The sequence below is a fragment of the Streptomyces sp. TLI_55 genome (assembly GCF_900206255.1).
In the GTDB taxonomy this organism is placed as follows: Bacteria; Actinomycetota; Actinomycetes; order Streptomycetales; family Streptomycetaceae; genus Streptomyces; species Streptomyces aquilus.
On the sequence record NZ_OAOJ01000001.1, the window covers coordinates 2,884,872 to 2,907,578 of the forward strand.

The window sequence follows — 22,707 nt, forward strand, 5'->3', positions numbered from 1 at the left end:
GCGCGGGCCACCCAAAGACGACGGACCCGGCCGTCCCCACCGGGTCCGCCCCATACGGAGGTTCCATGGCCGAGAACGTCACCTCGCTGTTCCGCAGCTCCGCGGCGCACAGCCCGTCCATGGCGGCGCTGACGCGGGCAGCAGGAGACGGGGCCGGCCCGATCGACTTCTGTATCCCGGTGAACCCCTACTTCCCCACCCCGGGGATGTGGGACGAGATGGCCGGCCGACTGCGCGACATCATCACGTACTACCCCTCCAGCGCCGACACCATCACCGCCGAGCTGTGCAACCTCCTCCAACTCCCGCCGCAGGCCGTGGCGATGGGCAACGGCTCCACCGAACTGATCACCTGGATCGACCACTTGCTGGTCCGTGAGTCCCTCGCCGTGCCCGTCCCCACCTTCGGCCGCTGGACCGACCAGCCCATGGAGACCGGCAAGCGGGTCGACATGTTCCCGCTCCAGGAGTCCAGCGGCTTCGCCCTCGACCTCGCCCAGTACGCCGAGTTCATACGGGCCCGCGGCACCCGGGCGGCCGTGATCTGCAACCCCAACAACCCCGACGGCGGCTTCCTCCACAAGCACGCGATCGTGCAGTTCATGGACGCGATGGCCGACCTCGACCTGATCGTCGTCGACGAGAGCTTCCTGGAGTTCGCCGACGCGGAGGCGGAGCCGAGCGTGGTCCAGGAGGCCATGCTGCGCCCGAACGTGATCGTGCTGAGAAGCCTCGGCAAGAACTTCGGGCTGCACGGCATCCGCTTCGGCTACATGGTCGCCAACCCGGCGCTCGCGGGCCGCGTCCGCTCGATGCTGCCGAAATGGAACCTCAACGCCTTCGCCGAGTACGTGGTGTTCATGCTCAAGGAGCACGGCGCCGAGTACGCGCAGAGCCTCCAGCAGGTCCGCCGGGACCGCCTCGACATGTCGAGCCAGCTCTCCGCCCTCCCCGGTCTGACCGTCTACCCCTCCCAGGGCAACTTCCTCTTCGTCCGCCTCCCCGTGGGCGCCGAAGGCACCGTGGTCCGGGACCGGCTGCTCTCCGAGCACCGGATCCTGGTCCGCGAGTGCGGCAACAAGATCGGCTCGTCCAGTCGCTTCCTGCGTCTCGTGGTGCGCCCCCAGACGGACGTGCGTCGCCTGGTGTCCGCGCTGGAACAGGTGCTCTACGGGACCAGGAGGGGAGCCGCCGTGCCCGAGCTGGCGACCGGGACCAGTTACAGCTCGGGTACGGCGGCCGTGGACCGCCTGATGAGCAACGGGGCCGGCATGCCGCTGGCCGCGCAGGCCATGGCGGCGGCGCCGGTGCCTGCGGCGCCTCAGCCGGTGCCGGTGCCTGCGGCGCCTCAGCCGGTCGCCGCACAGCCGATGGCTCCACAGCCGGTCGCCGCACAGCCGATGGCTCCGCAGCCGGTTGCTCCGCAGCAGCCTCAGCCGATGCCCATGCCGATGCCGGTCGCCCCGCAGCCGATGCCGATGCCGGTCGCTCCCGCGGCCGCCGCTCAGTCGCCGTACGGGGTGCCTGCCGGCGGTCTCACGCCGCCCGGGGTGCCCGCTCGGGGTGGGCTGACGGCGGCGCAGGTCCGGGGGACCAACGGGTTGACGCCTGCGCCGGCTCAGGGGTGGCCGAACAGCGGCACTGCTTGGCCCAACGCGGCGGGGGCATGACGCACAGGTAGTTGACAGTCCAACAGCTCTTGTACAGAGATCAAATATTGGGCATAGTCCGTTCACACGGTATCGACGACGTGAACTCCCCCCACGCTCAACCCCCTTCGCCCTGCTAGGAGTTCCAGCATGCCCAAGCTCAGACATCTCGCCGTGCCCGCCCTCGTCGCCGGGGCTCTCGTGGTCGGGACGGCGGGTTCGTCCTTCGCTGCCGACATCTACACGGCCAGCTCCAGCAACTCCTGTGGTGCCGCGTACTTCTACGACGACGGCGACACCTTCAAGATCCTCGACGTCTGCTCGGACGGCAAGGGCGTGCGCCTGCAGTACACCAACCCCACCACCGGCAGCCCCCACACCACCGACACGAAGATCCACGTGGACTACACCGGCGGCTACACCGGGTGGAGCATGTCCAACGCCTACATCTACGACACCGACATGAACGAGGCCGCCTGCTTCTACTTCCGCGTCGGCCACGTCGACGACGGCGCGTACGTGAGCGGCTCGTACGGCGGCTGGAACCTGGCCTGCGCGGCGAACTGACGTACTGCGCGCCCCCGTTCTGACTCGACTGAACGGGGGCGCTTCCCGTGGGGCCGCGTCCGGATCCTGTCTCGCAAGGAACTTGACGGTCTCTCACTTTGCCGAACTGACAGCCCATCAACAGCAAGCGCTTCTACGGTGCCGTGTCCATGACAGACACTTCGGAAGCAGCTGAAGCGACCCCCACCCCGGTCCGGCGCCGCACCGTTCTGATCGCAACCGGCGCCACCGCAGCGGCAGTCGCCGTGGGCACCGCAGTGCCCGAAGCCCCCACAGCCGACGCGGCCGACGCCTCCGCCGTCGCCGCCGCGGCCGTCTGCACCCTCACCAAGGAGATGACCGAAGGCCCCTACTACCTGGACGGCGCGCTCGTCCGCTCCGACATCCGCGAGACGAAGACCGGTTTCGTGCTGAAGCTGGCGCTGACCGTCGTCGACGACGACACCTGTGCGGCGATCCCCAACGCCCTGGTGGAGATCTGGCACGCCGACGTGCTCGGCGAGTACTCCGGCTACGTCGGCAGCAACGGCCACAGCGAGCCCGACAACGGCACGTTCCTGCGAGGCGGCGTCCTCACCGACTCCAGCGGCGTCGCCAACCTCACCACGGTGTACCCGGGCTGGTACCGGGGCCGCTGCGTCCACATCCACGTCAAGGTGCACACGGGCGTGACCCTCACCTCGGACGGCTCCTTCACGGGCGGCACCGAGGTCCACACCGGCCAGCTCTTCTTCAACGAGACGATCACGGCGAGAGTGGGCGCGCTCTCCCCGTACTCGGCGAACACGGTCACCCGCACGACCCTGGCCCAGGACTCGATCTACGACGACGGCGGCGCCGCCTCCGGCCTCCTGACCCTAACGGCACTCGGCAGCTCCCCGGCGTCGGGGTACACCGGAACGCTGACCCTCGGCGTCGAGGTCTGACCCGGTAGCCACGTGACGGGACGGCCGTTCCCTGTGCTCACGCGGGGCGGCCGTCTCGCTCACCACGATCGCTACTCACACCAGGCGGCGAGCAACTTCTCCGCCTACCGAGCTAGACCTCACCGTCGAGGTCCCGTACCAGCCCCAACCAGCCCGGCACGTCCACCTCCGCCCGCACGGTCTTCCCGGGCGGAGGCTGCCGGTCCACCACCTCCCACCGGTCGGCCAACGCGTCGACCAGCACCAGGCCGCGCCCGGCTTCTTCCAGCGGGCGCGGCTTTCGTACGTCGATGACGGCGTCGGCGCGGGTGTCGGTGACCTCGACTCGGACGCTGCCGGCGACGAGGGAGAGGGCGAGCTCGAAGTCCCGCCCTGGTACGCGGCCGTGGGTGACGGCGTTGGCGGCGAGTTCGGCGACGATCACGGCGATGGCGTCGGAGACGCTGGTGTCGTGCGGGATACCCCATTCCTGGAGCTGGTTCAGGGCGAGGTGTCTGGCGAGGCGGGCGCCGCGCGGGGTGGGGCTGAGGCGCTGACGGAATGTGCGTGCGATAACTCGTTCGGGGCGGGTGGGGGGTGCGGTCATGGGCGCCAATCTGGCCCACGTGAAGGGCATTTCGCCAGGTCGGCGCCGCGTACGCTGCGCGAGCGTACGCGGTCACAGGGTGGACAGTACTTGTGACTGGCCGTGACCATGACGGCGGGAGGTGATCGACGGTGGCCGATGGCGGTGAGCCGGAGTCGTCGGACAGTCTGCGGACGTTCGGGGCGGTGTTGCAGGCACTGCGGGAGTACGCGGGGCTGAGCCGGGAGGAATTCGCCGAGCTGGTGCGGTACTCCAAGCACACGGTGGCTTCGGTGGAGCTGGGGAGGCGTATGCCCGACCTCGTGTTGGTGGAGCGGGCGGAGGAGGCGACGGGTAACACGGGCGCCTTGCGGCGGGCGGCCGCTTGTCTGGTGCGACAGCCGGGGCTGGCGTCATGGTTTCGGCAGTGGGCACGGTTGGAGGCCCAGGCCATCACCCTGTTCACGTACGAGTGCCGGATGATCCCAGGGTTGCTGCAGACAGAGGCCTACGCACGCCAGCTGTTCGACGACGAGTTGCCGCCGCTGAAGGACGAACAGGTCGAAGCCCAGTGGGCAGCTCGCGCCGAGCGGCAACGGCTGTTGTCGGAGCGGCCGAACACCGAGTTCGGCTTCGTCGTCGAGGAGCACGTGTTCCTGCGCCGCACTGGCGGCCTGGAGGTGACCCGCGAGCTCATCGATCACGTCCTGGAGCTGTCGCGCCTCCGGAACGTGGAGATCCAGATCATGCCGCTGGTGCGAGAGTCACATCCCGGGCTCCACGGGCCGATGCAGCTGCTGGAGAACCCGGACAGCAAGTGGTTCGCCTACACCGAGGCCCCCGAGAGCGGTCAGCTCATCTCCAACCCCAAGATCGCCAGCGTGCTCCAGAAGCGGTATGCCAAGATGCGTGCGCAGGCTCTCTCCTTCGAAGACTCCGTGAGCCTGTTGGAGCAGATGCGAGGAGCCTTATGAGCAGTGGCGAACTGACCTGGGTCAAGTCCAGCTACAGCAGTAGCGGCTCTGGCGACTGCGTAGAGGTCGCCACCCGCCCCCGCACCATCCACGTCCGCGACTCCAAGACCCCCCAGGCCCCGCACCTCACTCTCTCCCTCTCTGCCTGGCAGCCCTTCATCGCTTTCGCGGGCAGCGGCACGTCGGTTACTGTCTCGCCTCACTGATCGACTTCTGGGCTGAACCGGCTCCGACGTACTGGGGAGCATCGCCGTTTTCCCGCCTGGTCGCCGAGCGTTTCTCATCGAGTGGGGCGGTCTTCGAGTGGCTGTTGCGGCCAGCTCAGGTAGCGCCGGGTTTCCGGCCGCGACATCGGTGGCGAATCAAATGACTCCTGAAACGCGTGCCATGGCGCGATTCCGCGCTTGGGGCGTTGACGAACGGCGTACGGCACACGCCGGCCTGGTTTTCCGGGTGCTGGCGCTGGTCGTGTTGGCCGCCGGATTCCTGGGCCTGTGTTCCACCCTGTTCCCGACACGAGCCGGGGTGCCCGAGTTGTTGCGGGACCTGCGGAGCGGGAACGTGTCCGTCGTACAGGTCATCAGTCCGGATGTCGGTGAGGTGCGGGTCTTCTGGTCCACCGGATATCTGGGGGATCACACGTTCACGTACCACGACGTCGTGAGCCTCCCGGGGGCGGAAGCCGAGCGGTTCACAGCGGGCATCAAACGGCAGTTGGGCGAGCAGGCGGCCGGTGTGACCTTCGAGGAGAGCGATCGGTTCGACGCCCTGGGCTTCCTGGACGTCCTCATCCCGCTCATGTACTGGTTCGTCATGCCGCACCTCGCCTGGCCCGTCGCCCTCTGCTGTGTCGTCGCGCTCGTCAGCATGGTGCTCAGGCAGGACCTCCGCGCCCCGAGCGCGGGGTACTGGCTGCTGACCTCGGTCGTCTTCGGCTTCGGCTTTCCGGCGTACCTCTGGTCGGAACCCCGGCCGCTGTGGTCCCGCCGCACCCCCGCCCCGGGCGGCCGGCCACTCATGACCGGCCTCCGGGTGGCGGGGGCCACCGCCTGTTGGGCGGGGGTGGGCGTGGCCGCGATGATGGCCGTGGCCCTCGGGCGACAGTGACGGACTACGTCGGCGTCACTTCTCCGGGCACTCCTTCCACGCCAGGTGGTACACCGTGCTGATGTCGCCGTCCGTCGAGTCCATCGTCATGAAGCTGACCTTGCTCGCGGACGTCGAGCCCGCGGTCACCCTCAGCTCCGTGTTGATGTTGAAGTTGCGCTGGACTCCGCAGGGCGCCCAGACCAGCTGGGCCCAGTCGGTCGTGTCGGTGGCCTGCCAGTTGTCGTTGTAGGGGCCGCTGAAGGGGTGGGAGCGGGACGCGGTGTTCGGGGAGCCCTGGAAGTAGTACGAGGCTCTCTGGGTGCCGGTCGCGCCGGACTGGAGGGCGGCGAAGCCTCGGTAGTCCGCGCTGGCGATGGCGTACGTGAAGCCCTGCGGGACGTGGACGATGAGGTTCAGCTGGCAGTTCTTGCGGAACGCCGTCGGGTCCGAGCCGCCGCCCGCCTGGGCGAGGTAGTCGCTGTACGTCACCGTGAAGGCGGTGTTGTCCTCGGAGACGGCCACCGCCGTCGTCCCGGCGGGGCAGCCGCTGCCGTTCACGGTCGCGACCTTGATGACGATCTTGTCCGGCGGCGGGTCCTCGAACCCGCCGGACGAGGTGGCGGCCTGGGCCGGTAGTGCCGTGGTGAGCAGAGCGGCCAACGCACCGCTCAGCAGGAGCCCACGAGTCATGGTCTCTCCGTAACGGTCGGGGGGTGGCTGATGTGCCAACCGGACCGTAGGGACAGACCGACGCCGCGGACAGGGTGAACTCAGGCCATTCACAGGTGCGGTTTTCACAGCATCTTCACACTGCCTGACTCTGCCTCAGGGGTTCTCCCAGGCCGCCGGCTCCGCCGCCAGCTGCCGCACCGGTGTCGGCAGCGCGTCCGCCGCGATGTCCGCGATCGTCACGCCCTCCAGAATCCGGCGCACGTTCGCCCGCAGCGCGATCCACAGGGGCAGGAGAGGCTGGGCGGAACCCGTGTAGGCCAGACCCGTGGGCCGTTCGCCGCGTACCGACACGATCGGGCCGTCGACCGCCCGGATCACGTCGGCCACGGTGATCTCGGCCGCGTCCCGGGCCAGCGCGTAGCCGCCGTTGCCGCCGCGCCGGCTGTCGACGACGCCGCCGCGGCGCAGGTCGCCGAGGATGCCTTCGAGGAATTTGTGCGGAATGTCCTGGGCGAGGGCGATGGTCTCCGCCTTCACGGGAGTCTTCACGGCCCCGTCGCCCTGCCGTACGGCGAGTTCCAGTACCGCTCGTACCGCGTAGTCCGCCCGTGCCGAGATCCTCATGAGGACCATTGTGAGGCGTGCCGTCCCGGGCATGGAGAATGGTCCCTCACTCGCGTCCCGGGAAACGCAGGCACAACAGGAGGCGACGCTCGCGTGGAGCTAAGCAGACGAACTTTCAGCGCCCTCGCCGGTACGGCCGCGCTCGGCTTCGCGCTGGCCGGCAGCGGCGGTGCGCTGCCGTCGCGGACGGGGCCCCGCGTCGTGCCCACGGGGCCGCCGCCGGCCCCGCCCGTCGCGGACGGCGCCGTGCACACGGTCGGCCACGACCGCTACTCCCTGCTCGTCGACGGCCGGCGGCTGGCGCTGTGGCCGGGCGAGATGCATCTGTTCCGGCTGCCGAGCCCGTCGCTGTGGCGGGACGTGCTGGAGAAGCTGCGGGCGCACGGCTACAACGCGGTGACCGTCTCCGTCGCCTGGAACTACCACTCCCCCGCCCCGGGCTCGTACGACTTCACGGGCGTCCGCGACCTCGACCGCTTCCTGCGCACGGCCGCCGACACCGGGCTGTACGTCGTGCTGCGCCCCGGCCCGCACCTCGGCGCCGACATCGACGCGGGCGGCTTCCCCGGCTGGCTGACGGCGACCGAGGGGCGCGCCCGGACCACCGACCCCGCCTATCTGGCGCACGCCGACGAGTGGCTGACGCGGGTGAACGCCATCGCCGCCCGGCACCTCTACACCAAGGGCAAGGGCACGGTCCTGCTGTACGAGCTGGAGAGCGCGCCGGACACCGCCTACGTCACCCACCTCCGCAGGAAGGTGCGGGCCGACGGCATCGACGTACCGCTGTCCGTGCCGCAGACCCCTCTCAGCCGACTCCACCACCCGGCCATGGCGTACGGCGGGACGTCCTGGGGCTGGCTGCCCGCGCCGCAGCTGTCCGTGACCGCGTACGACAGCGACGCGGCCCTCGGCGCGGCGCGGCGGCCCGCCCCCGCGCTCGCGCCGGTCCACCAGCTCGGCCAACTGCTGCGGACCGTACCGGACTTCGCCAAGCTGGACCGCAGGAGGAACGTCGCCTCCCCCGGCGGGCGACTCGAGGTGGAGCACCTGGTCAACCGGGACACCGACTCCCAGACCTACGTCGTGCGCAACGACTCCGCCAAGGCGGTGTCCACCCCGTTGCCGCGCGCCGGGATCGAGGTGCCGGTCAACGTCCGGCCGGGTGACAGCAAGGTGCTGAGCACGCAACTCAAGCTGGGCGGGCGGACGTTGAAGTACGCCACCGCCCAGCTCATGCTGTTCGTCTCCGCCGGGCGGCAGGACATCGCCGTGTTCTCGGGGCGGTACGGCGACATGGCCCAGGTCGTCGTGGAGTGCCCGGAGGAGCCGACGGCGACCCGGCTCGACGCGGAACCGGCGTGGATCTACGACCGTGGCCTGCTGCGGGTGACCTGCCCGCTCGGCGTCGGCGAGCTGGCCCGTGTGAAGGTGGAGAACGGCGGCTCCGAGCGGCCGTTGCTGCTGCTGTTCGCCGACGACACGACCGCGCTGCGGCTGTGGCCGTACGAGACGCCGTCCGGGCCGGTGCTGGTGTACGGCCCCTCGCTGGTGCGGGACGTCCGGCTGAAGGGCGACACGGTCCATCTCACCGGCGACACCACCAAGTTGACCGGCCTGGAGGTGTGGGGCCCGCGCGGCATCGAGCAGGTCACCTGGAACGAACGGCCGGTACCCTCCCGGATCAGCGCCACGTTCAGTCTGCTCGCCCTGAAGCCCCTGCCCGGCCAGGGCCCGGTGCCGCTCCCGGCCCTCGGCGGATGGCGGCGACAGGACGAGAACCCCGAGTCCGCACCGGACTTCGACGACTCGGCGTGGGTGAAGGCCGACAAGAAGACCTCCTTCAGCACCACCCCCGTCCCCGACGGCCGGCCCGTCCTCTTCGCCGACGACTACGGCTTCCACTACGGCGACGTCTGGTACCGCGGACACGTCACCGACGCCGAGGGCCTCGCAGCCGTCTCGCTCGCCTACAGCACCGGCACCCAGGGGCTGTTGATGGCCTGGCTGGACGGGAAGCCGCTCGGCACGCACCGGATGCCGGTACCGGACGCCGGGTCCGCCCGGAAGGGCACCTGGACCGCCACGGCCACCTTCGACGTACCCGAGAAGCTGCGGAAGCGCGAGGAGCATGTGCTGTCCGTGCTCGTCCGCCGGATGGCGCATGACGTGGACGACACCTCCCTCGACACCCACAAGGCGGCCCGCGGACTGACGTCGGCGCGCTTCAAGGGGGCGTCCGCGAGGGTGAGTTGGCGACTCCAGGGGTCCGCTGCCGTCGACCGGGTGCGCGGGCCGCTCAACAACGGCGGGCTGTACGGCGAGCGGGAGGGCTGGCACCTGCCCGCCTTCGACGACCGGGCGTGGGAGGCCGTGAAGCTGCCGCGCGCCGACCGCCGCCAGGGCGTGACCTGGTACCGGACCGGCTTCCGGCTCTCCGTCCCCACCGGCGTCGACGCCTCGATCGGACTCACCCTCGACGACGATCCGAAGCGCGCCTACCGGGTGCAGGTCTTCCTCAACGGCTGGAACATGGGCCAGTACGTCAACGACGCCGGCCCCCGGCACCCCTTCGTCCTGCCGAACGGCATCCTGCGTACCCGGGGCACCAACTCCCTCGCCCTGGCGGTCCTTTCGGACGGGACGACGGAGGCGGGCCCCAGGGACGTACGGCTGACCCTGCTGGGCGCGTCGGCGGGCGGGGTGCCGGTGGAGAACGTCTGAGCAATGGCCTGTCAGGCCAACCGGATCACGTTCCACGACAGCGGTTCGAGGACGGCGGTCAGAGTGCCGTCCGTGAGGACGGTGCCCTCGACCGGGTGCGGGGCCACCCGCTCCGGCTCGGCGAGGGTGTTGCGGGCGTCCGGGTCGGCGTCGGCGAGGGCGCTGTGCTCGACGACCGACGTCAGGTTCAGGGCGCCCAGGGCGACTTCGAGAGGCAGCGCCTCCGTCCGGCTGCGGTTCACGGCGAAGACGGTGACCGAGCCGTCCTCCGCGCGCACGGCGGTGGCGTGCAGCAGGTCGGTCTCGCCGTACTTCTCGGTGGGGTACGTCGGGGAGTCGACCCGTACGTCGAGGACCTCGCCGCGGCCGTACCGCGCGGCCTGCGCGAACGGGAAGAACGTCGTCTGCCGCCAGGCCGGGCCGCCCGGCTCGGTCATGATCGGGGCGATCACGTTGACGAGCTGCGCGAGGCAGGCGACGGTGACGCGGTCGGCGTGCCGGAGCAGGGCGATGAGGAGGGAGCCGAAGACGACGGCGTCGGTGACGCTGTAGTTGTCCTCCAGCAGGCGGGGGGCCTCCGCCCAGTCCCGCGCGTCGGAGTTCTCGATCGCGTGCCAGTCCGAGATGTACCAGACGTTCCACTCGTCGAAGGAGAGGTTGATCTTCTTCTTGGACTTGAGCTTCGCGCCGATGTGGTCGGCGGTCGCGACCACGTTCTCGATGAAGGACTCCATGTCGACGGCGGAGGCCAGGAAGGAGTCGATGTCGCCGTTCTCCGGCTGGTAGTAGGCGTGCAGCGAGATGTGGTCGACGAGCTCGTACGTCTCGGCGAGGACGATCGCCTCCCACTCGGCGAACGTCGGCATGGACTGGCTGGAGGAGCCGCAGGCGACGAGTTCGACGTTCGGGTCGATCTGGCGCATCGCGCGGGCCGTCTCGGCGGCGAGGCGGCCGTACTCCGTCGCCGTCTTGTGGCCGGTCTGCCAGGGGCCGTCCATCTCGTTGCCGAGGCACCAGAGCTTGATGCCGAAGGGCTCCTTGTCGCCGTGCGCGGCACGGAGGTCCGCGAGGGCGGTGCCGGCGGGGTGGTTGGCGTACTCCTGGAGTTCCAGGGCCTCGGCGACGCCCCGGGTGCCGAGGTTGAGGGCCATCATCGGTTCGGCCTGGGGGCCGACCTTGCGGAGGAAGGCGATGTACTCCGACAGGCCGAAGCGGTTCGTCTCCGTGGAGCGCCAGGCGAGGTCGAGGCGACGGGGACGCTCCGCCTGCGGGCCGACGGAGTCCTCCCACTTGTAGCCCGACACGAAGTTGCCGCCGGGATAGCGGATGGTGGTGACGCCGAGTTCGCGGACGAGTGCGAGGACGTCCTGGCGGATGCCGTCCGCGTCGGCGGTGGGGTGGTCGGGTTCGAAGATGCCGGTGTAGACGCAGCGGCCGAGGTGTTCGACGAAGGAGCCGAAGACACGGGGGTTGACCTGGCCGACCTTGAAGGCGGGGTCGAGGGTGAAGCGAGCGGTGCGCATGGTCGCCTTTCGTGACGGGGTCGCTTGTTCGGCATTTCGAAGACTGCCCGTAACCTCGAACGGACCGTAGAGAGGAAGCACTTTCCCGTCAATGGTCCGCGCGGGATTCTCAGATCCTGGGCGATCGTCTCCCACTTGCTTGAACCGTCATCGGAACCCATGACGTGAACACTCCCCGCCGCGTACTCTCGGACGAACTGCCGTGCGGTGGTGAGAAGGGGGATCGATGGACATCGCGGGCGCGCGCACCGGAGCGGGGCGGATCGCCGCGGCGCTGCGGCGGGCGAGAAGCGGTTCCGCGATGCGTGATCTGGCGGGCGAGCTCGGCGCCGCCGTGCGGGCCAGGCCGCGGCCCCCGGCCGGGGTGCGCGAGGTGTGCCGGGCGCTGTGCGAGGCGATGAGCGTCCGCCGGGGCGGGCGGCCCGTGGAGCTGCGGTTCGAGCGGTTTCCCGACGAGATCGAGGTGACCGGGCTGTGGGTGGAGTTCCAGGACTTCGACCTGGTCATCGTCGAGGAGCGGGCCGAGGCGGTGCAGCAACTGGTCATCCTCGGCCATGAGCTGTGGCATCTGCACGCCGGGCACCGGCACGGCGTCGGTCCGGCCGCGGCCCGCGCGCTGGCGGGCGAGCCCGACTGGAAGGACGCCCTGACCGTCGCCGCCCGCGACGGCTCCCGGCAGACGGACGAGGCCGAGGCGGACGACTTCGGGCACCGGCTCGCGGCCGTCTTCCGGCCCTATCTGTCGGGCCACGGCGGCCGGCACCACCTCGCCCCGCTGGAGCGGTCCATGGGCTATCGCGGACGCCGGGACACCGAGCGGTGAGCGACAGCACCCTGGCCGCCGGAAACCTCCTCAGCGGGATGTACGTCTCCTTCTGGCTGCCCACCGCCGTGCTGACCGCCGCGCTGGCGATCAAACTGCCCAGCATCCTCAAACTGTGGCGGGACCCGCTGCTGCGGGCCGTCGGCGGCCTGCTGCTGTTCGCCTGCGCGGTGTTCGTCTTCGCGGCCCCCTCCACGATCGCCTGGACCAACCGCGTCACCGGCGTCCCCAACATCGCCGCGCCCTGGGTGTACTCGCTGCTGACCGCGCTGTGCGCGTCCTGGCTGCTGCTGGTCGTGCACTGGCGCAACGGCCGCACCGAACGCCACGCCCAGACCCGCCGCGCGACCCGCTGGGTGGTCGCCGTCTACGCGGCGGTCGTCGCCGCGCTGTGGATCCTGTTCGCGCTCGCCGACGTGCCCGTGGAACAGATCCGGGACCTGGACACGTACTACGCCTCGACGCCCTTCATGCGGGAGCTGATCCTCCTCTATCTGACCGCGCACACCGTGGCGAGCCTGGTCACGTCCCGGCTGGTGTGGAACTGGATCCGCACCGAAGGCCTCGACGCCTGGCTGCGCTGGGGACTGCGCTTCCTCGGGATCGGCTTCGCGACGAACCTGCTGTTCAGCGCGGCCAAGCTCACGGCGGTGGCGGCCCGTTGGACCGGGCACGACCTGGACTGGCTGAACACCAACGTGGCGCCCTCGGCCGCCTGCATCGCCGCCACGTTCGTCGCGGTCGGCTTCATCGTGCCGCACGCCGGCCAGTACCTCCAGGAGCGCTGGCTGGTCCGCCACCGCCACCGCGGCCTCGCGCCGCTGGCCCGGCTCATGCGGACCGTCGCGGGCAGCCGCGAGCCGCTCGGTCTGCGGGCGACGCCCGAGATGCGGCTCATCCGCCGCGAGACGTTCATCCGCGACACCCTCCTCCAGCTCGCCCGCCGCCTCGACGAGGACCTGCGGACCCGGTCGTACGACGCCGCCCTCGCCCTCGGCTTCGCGCCCGGCCGCGCGCAGGCCCTCGCCGCGGCCGTGACGATCCTGGACGCGGTGGAGGCCGAGCGGCGCTCCCCCGACGGCGGCGGCACCAGCGCCCCCGACACCACCTACCTGCTGCAGGAGATCCAGGCCGTGTCCCAGGCCCTGCGCAAGCCCGAGGAGATCAAGGCGGTACGCGCCCGCGCGGCCGTCCCGGCAGAGAGCATGTCCACGCATGACTGAAGCTCCGTCCCCCGTCAGAACCGCCGTAGTCCTGGGGGGATCCCACACCGGCATGCTCGCGGCCGCCGCCCTGGCCGGGCTCGCCGAGCGGGTCGTCGTCGTGGAGCGCGACGAACTGCCCGTGGCGCCCGCGCCCCGCAAGGGGCTGCCACAGGCCCGGCACGCCCACATGCTGTGGTCGGGCGGTGTGCGCGCGCTGGAGGAACTCCTGCCCGGTGTCACCGCGGAACTCCGCGCCGCCGGGGCCCGCCGGGCGCCGGTCACCACGGACATGGTCGTGCTGTCGGCGCACGGCTGGTTCCGCCGCTGGCCTGAGTCCCACCACGTCATCCTCGCCGGGCGCGATCTGTTCGACGCGACGGTCCGGGCACGGGTCCTCGCCGACGAGCGCGTCGAACTCCGCGACGGCACGGAGGTGTTGGGGCTGCTCGGAAGCTCCGACGCCGTCACCGGGGTGCGGGTGCGCGGGCGCGACGGGCGGGAGCGGACCCTCGACGCCGGGCTGGTCGTGGACGCGAGCGGGCGGGGTTCGGGCGCGCCCCGCTGGCTCACGGAGCTCGGCCTGCCCGCGCCGGAGCAGCGCGAGGTCGACTCCGGCCTGGCCTACGCGAGTCGGCTGTATCTCGCGCCCGAGCAGGCCCGTGACGGCTTCCCGGTCGTCAACGTCCAGTCCGACGCCCGCGGCGACGGTCCCGGCCGTGCGGGGTTCCTGCTGCCCATCGAGAACGGCCGCTGGATCGTCACCCTCAACGGCACCCGCGGCGGCGAACCGACCTCCGCGAACGCCTCCGGCGACGACTTCGCCCGCTTCGCCCGCGAGGAGCTGCGGCACCCGCTGATCGGCCAACTCCTCGCCCGCGCCGAGCCGTTGTCCGACGTGGCCTTCACGCGGACGACGGTCAATCGGCGCTACTTCTACGAGCGGATGCCCGCCTGGCCCGACAACTTCACCGTCCTGGGCGACGCGTTGGCCGCGTACAACCCGGTGTACGGGCACGGGCTGGCCGTGGGGGCGCAGAGCGCCGTGATCCTTCGGGATGTCGTACGGCGGCGCGGCTGGGGGGCGCCGGGGGTGTCCCGTCGGGTGCAGAAGGCGGTGGCCCGGCCGGTGGGGGCGGCGTGGGACCTCGCGACCGGGCAGGACGTGTTCTATCCCGGGGCGACGGAGGAGGGGCCCACGGGGCGGGACCGGCTCGTGGCCGCGTACGTCGATCGGCTGATGTACACGGCCACGGGGAACGGGCGTATCGCCCGCCGGGTCACCGACGTGACGTCGCTGGAGCGGCGGGCGGAGGTGTTGTTGACGCCGTCTGTTTTGTTGGCGGCGTTGGTGGGGCCGTTGAAGGCGACGCTTGCTGAACCGCCTTTGACTGCGGAGGAGTTGAAGAAAGTGGGGTTGCAGTAGGCGGTTGGCCGCGGGCCGGTGGGGGCTGGGCGCGCAGTTCCCCGCGCCCCTGACGGCATGCAGTCATCCGGCAAAAGCGGGCTGGGGCAATCCCTTTCCTGCGCCCGGTACCACCAGCAGTGAACCTGCCACCGGGTGCGGCGCGTCCAGCCCTACCCTCGCCGTCGTGATGTACAGGTCCGTCAAGTCGCTCCCCCCGAACGCGCACGCCGTCACCCGCGGGGTCGGTAGCGGGATCACGCGGTCCAACACGCCCGTGGGCGTGTAGCGGCGTACCGCTCCCCCGTCCCACAGGGCCACCCACACGCAGCCGTCCGCGTCGACCGTGAGGCCGTCCGGAAAGCCCGCGCCGTCCTCGATCTCGGCGAAGGGGCGGCGGTTCGAGACCTTCCCGGCCTCGTGGTCGAGGACGTCGACGCGGCGGGTCGGGGAGTCGACGTAGTACATCAGGCGGCCGTCCGGGCTCCAGCCCGTGCCGTTGCTGACCGCCACGTCGTCGAGGACCGTCTCGGCCGTGCCGTCGGCGGTGTAGCGGGACAGGGTGCCGCCGCCGGGGGCCTCGTCGTAGCGCATGGTGCCGGCCCAGAGGGAGCCGTCGGGGGCGATCGCCGCGTCGTTGGCGCGGCGGCCCGGTACCGGCTCGTGGTGGAGCCAGCGGAAGGTGTCGTCGGGGTCGAGGAGGGCGACGCCGTCACGCAGGTTGAGGACCAGGCCGCCGTTCGCGCGCGGTTTCGCGGCGCCCACGTGCTGGTCGGTGACGCGGACCGTGCGGTGCCCGGTCGCCGGGTCGTAGGTGTGCAGGCGGGCGCCCAGGATGTCCAGCCAGAGCAGCCGGCCGGCCGCCGCGTCCCAGGTCGGGCCCTCGCCGAGGGTGGCCTCGGCGCGGACGGCGACGTCGTAGTCGTACGCCTTCGAGGTCATCCCACGCTCCGGTGGCCCAGGCGCTCGGACAGCTCGACGGCGCCCTTGGCGGCGAGCTGCTCCAGCTCCTCGCGGCGGTCCTCGCTCCAGCGGATCATCGGCACCGAGATCGACAGCGCGGCCACGACCCGGCCGGTGCGGTCGCGGACCGGGGCGGCCACGCAGGAGACGTCCGGGTTGGACTCGCGGCGCTCCACGGCGAGACCCCGCTCACGGATCTCGGCGAGGGCCTCGCGCAGAGCGGCCGGGTCGGTGATGCTGTTCGGAGTCATCGCGGCCAGGTCCGCGTCGTCCGGGATGCGGGAGGTCAGCTCCGGCTCGGGCAGCGAGGCCAGGAGCATCTTGCCGACGGAGGTGCAGTGGGCGGGCAGCCGGCGTCCCGCGGCGGACACCATGCGCACCGCGTGCGTGGAGTCGACCTTCGCGATGTAGATCACGTCGGTGCCCTCGAGGATGGCCACGTGGACGGTCTCGTCGCAGGTCTCGGCGACCGAGCGGGCGACCTGCTGGCCCTCGGCGGCGAGGTCGAGCTGCTCGGCGTAGCGGCTGCCGAGCTGGTACGGACGCACGCCGAGCCGGTAGCGTCCCGGCTGACCCGGCACCGGGACGATGTACGACCGTGCGGCGAGCGTGGTGACCAGCTCGTGCACGGTGGTGCGCGGCAGCTGGAGCTTGCGCACGATGTCCGGGGCGGAGAGCGTGCCGTCGCCGTCGAGGAAGAGCTCGAGGATGTCGAGAGCCCGGGTCACGGCAGGTACGAGACGTCCCACGTTCGGCCCCCTCCCTGTGAGGTGTCGGTGGAGTTCGGCGCCTGTCGAGCATCGTTTCACGTTGTTCGAAATCTCAACAGGCGATCGGAATAACGAACACAGGCTACTCAACGGGGGTTTGCCCCGGCAATGGTTCTGCAGATCAGGCGTTCCGCGGCACGCGTGCCGACTACCGGTACTACTGTGTCCGTGTGTGGCACGTCACAGTGCGTGGCGGTTCTTGGGGGATGCGGTTCCTGGGGGGAATCTCGTGCGCGAAATGACCAAGGGGTCCAACGCTGCCCTGGCGGCGCTGAGTGACAACACCGGTTCGGTGATCGTCAGCCTGGGCTGGAGCAGCCCGGCGGGGGACGGTGACGCGGACGTGTCCGTCTTACTTCTGGGCCCGGACGGCAAGGTCCGCAGCGACGCGGACTTCTACTTCTACAACAACCCGGTGGCCGCCGACGGAAGCGTGCACCTGCTGGACAAGACGCCCACCGAGGACGGCAACGAGGACCGGATCAGCTTCGACCTGACCGTGGTGCCCCCCGAGGTGGACCGCGTCGTCGTGGCCGCGAGCCGTTACGGCGACGCACACTTCGGAGAACTCGACGACCTGCGCGTGACCCTGTCCGACGCCGTGGGCGAGCACCTGCTCCGCTTCGCCATCGGCGACCCCGGCAAGGTGAGCGCGATCATCTTCGGCGAGCTGTACCGCCGCGCCGGGGAATGGAAGTTCCGAGCCGTCGGGCAGGGTTACGACTCCGGGCTGGCGGGCCTCGCGACGGACTTCGGGGTCGACATCGACGACGAGGACGAGGACGAGGAGGGTACGGCGGCCGCGGCGACGCCGGAACCGGCCGGGAACGGCGAGCGGGCCGGCCTGCCCTCGGCCCCGGCCCCGGAGCCGGCCCCCGAGCCGGATCCCGCCGGGGCCCTGAACGCCGTACCGGCTCCGCGTCGGGCCGCCGACGAAGCCAGGCCGCGCAAACCGGCCGCCCGGCCCCGCACCGCCAAGAAGCGGGCGACCCCGCCCAGCGCACCGCAGAAGTCCCTGGGGGAGAACGACTCCTGGCGTCCCGCCCGGCTCTTTCCGGTCTCCACGCTGAAGAGCGACCGGGACCGGGAGATGCGCGCCACCTCGGTGCTGTTGTCGGTGATGACCCAGGTACCGCGGTTCGGGCGGCGGCTCACCGCCGCGTTCGGCGCGCCCTCGGGCCGTATGGAGACCTTCACCGAGGTCACCCTGCCGCACGGTGACACACCCCGGCGGCCCGACGGAGTGATCCGCATCGAGCGGGCCGGCAAGCTGTGGACGGCGCTCGTCGAGACCAAGACGAACGGCAACGCCCTCAAGGCCGACCAGGTGCAGACCTACATGGACATCGCCGCCCGGCGCGGCTACGAAGCCGTGATCACGTTGTCGAACGACGTCGCGCTGGAGGGCAGCCCTCTGGTCGACGTCAGGATCGACCGGCGGCGCAAGCACCAGGTGGCGCTCTGGCATCTGTCCTGGGCCGAAGTGGCCCACCAGGCACAGCTGCTGATCCGGCACGAAGGGGTCGGCAACGCGGCGCGCACGTTCCTGCTCCAGGAACTGCTCCACTATCTCCAGCACGAGAACTCCGGCTGCCACGGCTTCCAGAACATGGGCTCCGCCTGGGTGCCGGTACGCAACGGCATCAACGACGAGACCCTCTGCCAGGGCGACCCACGGGCCCTCGAGGTCGTCGAGAACTGGGAGCGGCTCATCCGCCAGGTGTGCCTCAGGCTCGGCGGCGAACTCGGCCAGAAGGTGCTGCCCGCACAGCGCGTCAGGCGCGGCACCGATCACGGCACCCGCCGGGCCCAACTGGCCGACCAGCTGTGCCTGGAAGGCCGGTTGCAGGCACAGCTCCGCGTCGAGGAGGCGCCCGGCCTGCTCACCGTCGGCGCCGATCTGCGCACCGGCAGGCTGCGCACGTCCATCGAGATCCCCGCACCCGAGCAGGGGTACCCCCTGACCTGGGCCAAGCGGCTGATCCGCCGCCTCGCCGAGGCACCGGCGGACCTGCACGTGGAGACCCTGGTCGAGGGTGACGCCCAGGGTCCGCGCGGCACCTTGGAACGGCTCCGCCCGGAACCCGCCGACCTGCTGCCCAAGAACGGCACGCAGATCACCGGCTTCCGGCTTTCCCTCCTGAAGGGCATGGGCAGCACCCGCGGCAACGCCGAGTCCGGCTTCATCCGCAGTGTGGACGACGCGGTGCACCGCTTCTACAAGACCGTCGTGGTCCACCTCGACGAGCCTGTCCGCCGACGCACCCCCTTGCCCGCCGCCTCCGATGTGACAAGGTGACGTCACATCGAAGGGGTGGGGGTAGGAGCTGTGCCGGAACTTCTCAAGGGCGGGAACACCACGGTCGGGGCGGCGCCGCTGACCGCCGAACTGCGCTCCGCGGGTGATCCGGTCGATCTCAGCGCCCTGCTGGTCGGCGCGGACGGCAGGGTCAGGTCCGACGCCGACCTCGTCTTCTACAACCAGCCCACCGCCGAGTCCGGTGCCGTCCGCCACCTCGCCGCGGACGCCGGTGCGCCCGAGCGGATCACCGTCGATCCCGGTGCGCTGCCCGCCGACGTGGACCGGGTGGTGCTGGTCGCGAGCTGCGATCCGGACGACCTGTCGCGTACGTTCCGCACGATCGCCGACGTCGAGGTGCGCGGCGTCCAGGACGGCGCCGATCCCGTCGTCTTCCGGCAGCCGCCGCTGGTCGACGGGGAGCGGGCCGTCCTGCTGGTCGAGCTGTACCGGCGGGGCGACGGCTGGAAGCTGCGGGCCATCGGACAGGGGTACGCGGAGGGGCTGGCGGGGCTGGCGACGGACTTCGGGATCGACGTGTCGGAGCAGCCCGAGGCCTCGGCGATGACACCGCCGGCTCCCACCCCCACCAGTCTCGTCAAACCCCCGCTCGGCAAGGTCAGCCTCGACAAGGGCGGCCAGGTCGCGATCAGCCTCGACAAGCAGGACCGCGAGCTGGTCGTCACCGTGACCCTGGAGTGGGACGGCGGCAGCGACCAGCGGCGCCGCCGGGGCGCCGACCTCGATCTGTACGCCCTGTTCGTGCCCGCGTCGAAGGCGCAGCGTGGCGGTGCCGAGGCGCCCGGCACGATCGTCAAGACCGGGCTCGCGAAGAAGATGCCGGAGAAGGGCGGCAAGGGCGACAAGGGCCCGGAAGCCGACGTCATCTATTACAAGAACCTCGGCTCGCTGAAGCAGGCCCCGTACATCCAGCTCGACGGCGACTCCAAGGTCCCCGGCCGGGAGACCGTCCGTATCGTCCGGCCGGACCAGCAGGGATACGTCCTGCTGTGCGCGTACTCCGCCCTCAGCAACGGCTTCGGGTCCTTCAAGAGCTTCGGCGCGCAGGTGGTCGTGGACGACGGCCGCGGTTCGAATGTCACGGTCCCGCTCTTCGAGAACACCAAGACGCGCTACTGGGTGGCCATCGCCCTCGTCGACTTCACCTCGGCGGACGGCGCGGCGATCCACCACATCGAGGCGTACAGCGGCCGGATGACCGAGCGCCGCCCGGTGCTGCATCCGGACGGCACGATCGAGATGAACGCGGGGCCGGTGGAGTTCAAGGGCCGCGACTAGGCGCGGTTCATCGCGCCCAGTGCTCCTCTCAGGCGCTGGGCCCGCAGCACCAGTTCCAGTTCGAAGCGGCGGTCCGGGTCGTCGATCTCGGCGCCCCAGAGTTCGCGGATCTGGCGCAGGCGGTAGCGGACCGTCTGGGGGTGGACGCCGAGCCGGGCGGCGACCTCCGGGGCGCCGCCGCGGGTCTCCAGCCAGGCCAGGAGGGTTTCGGCGAGGCGGCGGCCGTGGGTGGGGCCGCAGTGGGCGAGGGGGGCCAGGCAGCGCAGGGCCAGGTCGTCGATGAGTTCCTCCGGTTGCAGGAGGACCAGCGCTTCCGTGTGCTCGGTGCAGTACAGGACCTCACCGGCCGGGAGCAGTCCGCGTTCCATCAGGTTCACCGCCGCTTCCGCCCAGCGCAGCGACTTCGCCGCGTCGGCCAGCGGGACGGGTGGTCCGATGGCGCCGGCCCAGCCGGTCAGGGCGCGGTGCAGGAGTTCGGGGCGGCCCGCGCAGTCGGGTTCGGGGACGACCATGCGGGGCTGTTCGTACTCCATGTCGAGGAGGACGCCCTGGCCGACCGCGGGTGCCATGGCTTCGCGGGCCGGGCGCAGCAGCACGCCGACGGCGACCTTCTCGGGGAGGGTCCAGCCGATCCGGGCGGCGCGTTCGGTGAGCAGGTCGGCGGGGTTGCCGCCGCGGTGGCGTTCGGCCAACAGCAGTTCCATCAGGCCGCGTTGGAGGCGCAGGCGTTCGCCGGCCTGCCTCGCCGCCGCTTCCGCGTAACCGCGGACCGACTGGTCGACGAGGCCGTCGAGGTACTCGTAGCCCGCGTCGACGAGTTCGTACATCGCGGGGGGCGGGATCTCGACGCGCTGGCCGATCTCGGCGAAGCGGCGCCAGGCGAGCCGTACGCCCATGCGGTAGATCGCCTGGAGGGAGTCCAGGCTGCGGCCGCCGAGGCCCTCGCCGCGGCCGAACTCCTGGAAGACACCGGGCGGCACGGTGGGGCGGCCCTCGGCGGTCTCCAGGTGCTGGACGAAGACCTCGATGGCGCGGCGGATGCCGACGAGGGCCATCGGCTCGCCGGACTCGTCGAGGACGACGGGCAGATGGGGGTACTCGCGGCGGATCTCGCGCAGGATCTCGTCGGCGAGTTCGGGCGCCTCGGCCATGGCGATCGCCGCGAACCGGCGCACCTGGAGGCGGGGTACGTCGAGCCAGGCCGAGCGGGAGTTGAGGGTTGCCGGGCGGGCCGTCACGTCTCAACTCCCCTGGCCCGCTTGCTCGTACGTGATCAAGGGGGTGTTGGGCTGGTCGGGCGTGGCGTCGAGCAGGGCGACGATGCCGAGGGCGGCACCCACGGCGAGCACGGCGGCGGCCGCGACGGTCAGTGCGGCGGCGAGCAGTCTGGACATCGCAGGGTCAGCCTCTCAGTGGCTCTCTTCCGGCGGTCATCCCCACCCCGGCGTCCCACCCTGTCGGTCCGCCCCAGTGTCGACATGAGATTGACACCTCGTCAAGACAGCTCTACGGTTCCCGGCCCATAGAGCGGCCCGAACTCCGTAACCTCACGCCCCAGGAGTGCCCGGATGCGCCGTACAGCCTCACCACTCTCACTGATTCTGCTGGGACTTGGCACGTTCCTGCTGGTCCTGGCGCCCCTGCTGGCGTGGTACGTGACCCCGCGGGCCGCCGTGAACCCGATCGACATCGACCAGACCGCCGTCTACAAGGGCACCGGCAGCGTCTTCGACACCGACAAGGTCGAGACCGTGCCCGACCAGGAGATCACCGTCACCCAGCGGGTGCGCGGCAACGTCCAGGACAGCGAGCGCAGCGGCGACGCGGTGTGGGACGTGACGACCACGGTCGACACCGACAAGTCGCTGCCGGCCGCCGATCCGCACGACGCGCTGGAGTTCATCCCGCACCGCTGGGTGATGAACCGCAAGACGACCAAGCCGGTGCACTGCTGCGGCGAGAAGCCGTACATCGAGGGCGAGGCCTATCTGAAGTTCCCCTTCGACGTGCGGAAACGCTCGTACGAGTGGTGGGACAACTCCCTGGGATCCACAGTCGTGTTGAGCTATCGGGACACCAAGAAGGTCCAGGGGTACACGGGTTACCGGTTCACCGGCACGGTCGCCCCGGCGAAGGTCGGCACCCGGCTGGTGCCGGGCACCCTCGTCGGCCTGAAGAACCAGCCCCAGGTGCTGGCCGAGGAGTGGTACTCCAACCACGGCATCGAGCTGGTCGTCGACCAGCGCACCGGCCGGGTGATCTACGCCCAGGTCGGCCCCAAGCGCACGCTGCGGGCGCCGGGTTCGAAGAAGGACGCGGTGGTGCTGCTGGACAGCGAGAAGATCGCGTTCACCACGGCGACGCAGAAGGAGGCCGTACGGCTGGCCAAGCGGGACAGCGGGCAGCTGAAGGCGATCGGCGTGACGGTGCCGATCGGGGCGGCTGTGGGCGGGTTCGTCCTGGTGGTGGCCGGTTCCGTTTTGTTGGTACGGGGGAGGCGGCATCCCGGTAATTCCGATACGCCCGATCCCGCGCTCACGATGTGACGTGACGTCAGCTCTAATAAGCCCGGAAATTGTCATCCCCGTGAGTAGCAATGAGGAACGGGTGGGCGAAAACTGTCCACCCCCACC

General features: G+C 70.8%; 21 protein-coding genes. 13 read left to right on the top strand and 8 right to left on the bottom strand.

Features of this window, described 5'->3' with window-relative positions; translation table 11 throughout:
• Positions 1–65 precede the first annotated feature (65 nt).
• The 3 genes from CRP56_RS13430 (at position 66) to CRP56_RS13440 (ending at position 3,142) form a co-directional block, all read left to right on the top strand.
• Positions 66–1,670 carry a pyridoxal phosphate-dependent aminotransferase gene (locus CRP56_RS13430; RefSeq protein WP_097263692.1) on the top strand — a complete coding sequence of 535 codons (1,605 nt, stop codon included), beginning with the start codon at positions 66–68 and terminating at the stop codon, positions 1,668–1,670.
• 129 nt (positions 1,671–1,799) lie between these two features.
• Positions 1,800–2,216, top strand: coding sequence for a hypothetical protein (locus CRP56_RS13435; protein ID WP_097263695.1), 417 nt, complete (start codon positions 1,800–1,802; stop codon positions 2,214–2,216).
• Between the two features lie 149 nt (positions 2,217–2,365).
• Positions 2,366–3,142: an intradiol ring-cleavage dioxygenase gene (locus CRP56_RS13440; RefSeq protein ID WP_097263698.1), complete on the top strand. Its 777-nt coding sequence runs from the start codon at positions 2,366–2,368 to the stop codon at positions 3,140–3,142.
• A 112-nt stretch (positions 3,143–3,254) separates the two neighbouring features.
• On the opposite strand, the gene CRP56_RS13445 is transcribed toward CRP56_RS13440, so the two are convergent.
• The gene (locus tag CRP56_RS13445; RefSeq protein ID WP_097263700.1) at positions 3,255–3,728 is read right to left on the bottom strand and encodes an ATP-binding protein; all 474 of its coding nucleotides are present in this window, start codon (positions 3,726–3,728) and stop codon (positions 3,255–3,257) included.
• 131 nt (positions 3,729–3,859) lie between these two features.
• Here CRP56_RS13445 and CRP56_RS13450 point away from each other — a divergent pair, with 131 nt between their 5' ends.
• From CRP56_RS13450 to CRP56_RS13460, 3 genes are all read left to right on the top strand, one after another.
• Positions 3,860–4,681, top strand: coding sequence for a helix-turn-helix domain-containing protein (locus CRP56_RS13450; RefSeq protein ID WP_097263703.1), 822 nt, complete (start codon positions 3,860–3,862; stop codon positions 4,679–4,681).
• Complete coding sequence (locus CRP56_RS13455; protein ID WP_097263706.1) at positions 4,678–4,887, top strand: DUF397 domain-containing protein; 210 nt, start codon at positions 4,678–4,680, stop codon at positions 4,885–4,887. The genes CRP56_RS13450 and CRP56_RS13455 overlap by 4 nt, the downstream gene beginning before the upstream one ends.
• Positions 4,888–5,068: 181 nt before the next feature.
• On the top strand, positions 5,069–5,788 hold the full coding sequence (locus CRP56_RS13460) for a hypothetical protein (protein ID WP_143664902.1): 720 nt from the start codon (positions 5,069–5,071) through the stop codon (positions 5,786–5,788).
• Positions 5,789–5,803: 15 nt separating this feature from the next.
• Here the strand turns inward: CRP56_RS13460 and CRP56_RS13465 are convergent, their stop codons facing one another.
• Positions 5,804–6,460: a DUF4360 domain-containing protein gene (locus tag CRP56_RS13465; RefSeq protein ID WP_097263711.1), complete on the bottom strand. Its 657-nt coding sequence runs from the start codon at positions 6,458–6,460 to the stop codon at positions 5,804–5,806.
• Between the two features lie 135 nt (positions 6,461–6,595).
• On the bottom strand, positions 6,596–7,066 hold the full coding sequence (locus CRP56_RS13470; protein WP_097274005.1) for an RrF2 family transcriptional regulator: 471 nt from the start codon (positions 7,064–7,066) through the stop codon (positions 6,596–6,598).
• A 93-nt stretch (positions 7,067–7,159) separates the two neighbouring features.
• Between CRP56_RS13470 and CRP56_RS13475 the strand changes: the two genes are divergently transcribed.
• Positions 7,160–9,790: a beta-galactosidase gene (locus CRP56_RS13475; protein ID WP_097263714.1), complete on the top strand. Its 2,631-nt coding sequence runs from the start codon at positions 7,160–7,162 to the stop codon at positions 9,788–9,790.
• An 11-nt stretch (positions 9,791–9,801) separates the two neighbouring features.
• Here the strand turns inward: CRP56_RS13475 and arfA are convergent, their stop codons facing one another.
• Positions 9,802–11,313 (bottom strand): arabinosylfuranosidase ArfA, encoded by a 1,512-nt coding sequence (arfA, locus tag CRP56_RS13480; protein ID WP_097263717.1) that lies wholly within the window; start codon positions 11,311–11,313, stop codon positions 9,802–9,804.
• Between the two features lie 226 nt (positions 11,314–11,539).
• Between arfA and CRP56_RS13485 the strand changes: the two genes are divergently transcribed.
• The 3 genes from CRP56_RS13485 to CRP56_RS13495 are packed head-to-tail and all read left to right on the top strand — an operon-like array spanning position 11,540 to position 14,764.
• Positions 11,540–12,136 (top strand): toxin-antitoxin system, toxin component family protein, encoded by a 597-nt coding sequence (locus tag CRP56_RS13485; RefSeq protein ID WP_179851007.1) that lies wholly within the window; start codon positions 11,540–11,542, stop codon positions 12,134–12,136.
• A 38-nt stretch (positions 12,137–12,174) separates the two neighbouring features.
• On the top strand, positions 12,175–13,359 hold the full coding sequence (locus tag CRP56_RS13490; RefSeq protein ID WP_097274010.1) for an MAB_1171c family putative transporter: 1,185 nt from the start codon (positions 12,175–12,177) through the stop codon (positions 13,357–13,359).
• Positions 13,352–14,764, top strand: a complete 1,413-nt coding sequence (locus CRP56_RS13495) for an NAD(P)/FAD-dependent oxidoreductase (RefSeq protein ID WP_179851008.1) — start codon at positions 13,352–13,354, stop codon at positions 14,762–14,764. Before CRP56_RS13490 ends, CRP56_RS13495 begins: the two co-directional genes overlap by 8 nt.
• A gap of 63 nt (positions 14,765–14,827) precedes the next feature.
• Here CRP56_RS13495 and CRP56_RS13500 read toward each other — a convergent pair whose 3' ends face one another.
• Positions 14,828–15,685, bottom strand: coding sequence for an SMP-30/gluconolactonase/LRE family protein (locus CRP56_RS13500; RefSeq protein ID WP_097263722.1), 858 nt, complete (start codon positions 15,683–15,685; stop codon positions 14,828–14,830).
• Complete coding sequence (locus CRP56_RS13505; RefSeq protein ID WP_097263724.1) at positions 15,682–16,455, bottom strand: IclR family transcriptional regulator; 774 nt, start codon at positions 16,453–16,455, stop codon at positions 15,682–15,684. Before CRP56_RS13505 ends, CRP56_RS13500 begins: the two co-directional genes overlap by 4 nt.
• 259 nt (positions 16,456–16,714) lie before the next feature.
• Here CRP56_RS13505 and CRP56_RS13510 point away from each other — a divergent pair, with 259 nt between their 5' ends.
• Together CRP56_RS13510 and CRP56_RS13515 are read left to right on the top strand one after the other, a co-directional pair.
• Entirely contained in the window at positions 16,715–18,775 is a 2,061-nt protein-coding gene (locus CRP56_RS13510; protein ID WP_179851009.1) for a TerD family protein, read from the top strand.
• 30 nt (positions 18,776–18,805) lie between these two features.
• Positions 18,806–20,074: a TerD domain-containing protein gene (locus CRP56_RS13515; protein WP_257040764.1), complete on the top strand. Its 1,269-nt coding sequence runs from the start codon at positions 18,806–18,808 to the stop codon at positions 20,072–20,074.
• On the opposite strand, the gene CRP56_RS13520 is transcribed toward CRP56_RS13515, so the two are convergent.
• Positions 20,071–21,312: a helix-turn-helix domain-containing protein gene (locus CRP56_RS13520; protein ID WP_097263729.1), complete on the bottom strand. Its 1,242-nt coding sequence runs from the start codon at positions 21,310–21,312 to the stop codon at positions 20,071–20,073. The two genes, CRP56_RS13515 and CRP56_RS13520, sit on opposite strands and share 4 nt — an antisense overlap.
• Positions 21,313–21,315: 3 nt before the next feature.
• Positions 21,316–21,468 carry a hypothetical protein gene (locus CRP56_RS47560; RefSeq protein WP_169807999.1) on the bottom strand — a complete coding sequence of 51 codons (153 nt, stop codon included), beginning with the start codon at positions 21,466–21,468 and terminating at the stop codon, positions 21,316–21,318.
• Between the two features lie 174 nt (positions 21,469–21,642).
• Between CRP56_RS47560 and CRP56_RS13525 the strand changes: the two genes are divergently transcribed.
• Entirely contained in the window at positions 21,643–22,620 is a 978-nt protein-coding gene (locus CRP56_RS13525) for a DUF3068 domain-containing protein (protein ID WP_097263731.1), read from the top strand.
• Positions 22,621–22,707: the final 87 nt, after the last annotated feature.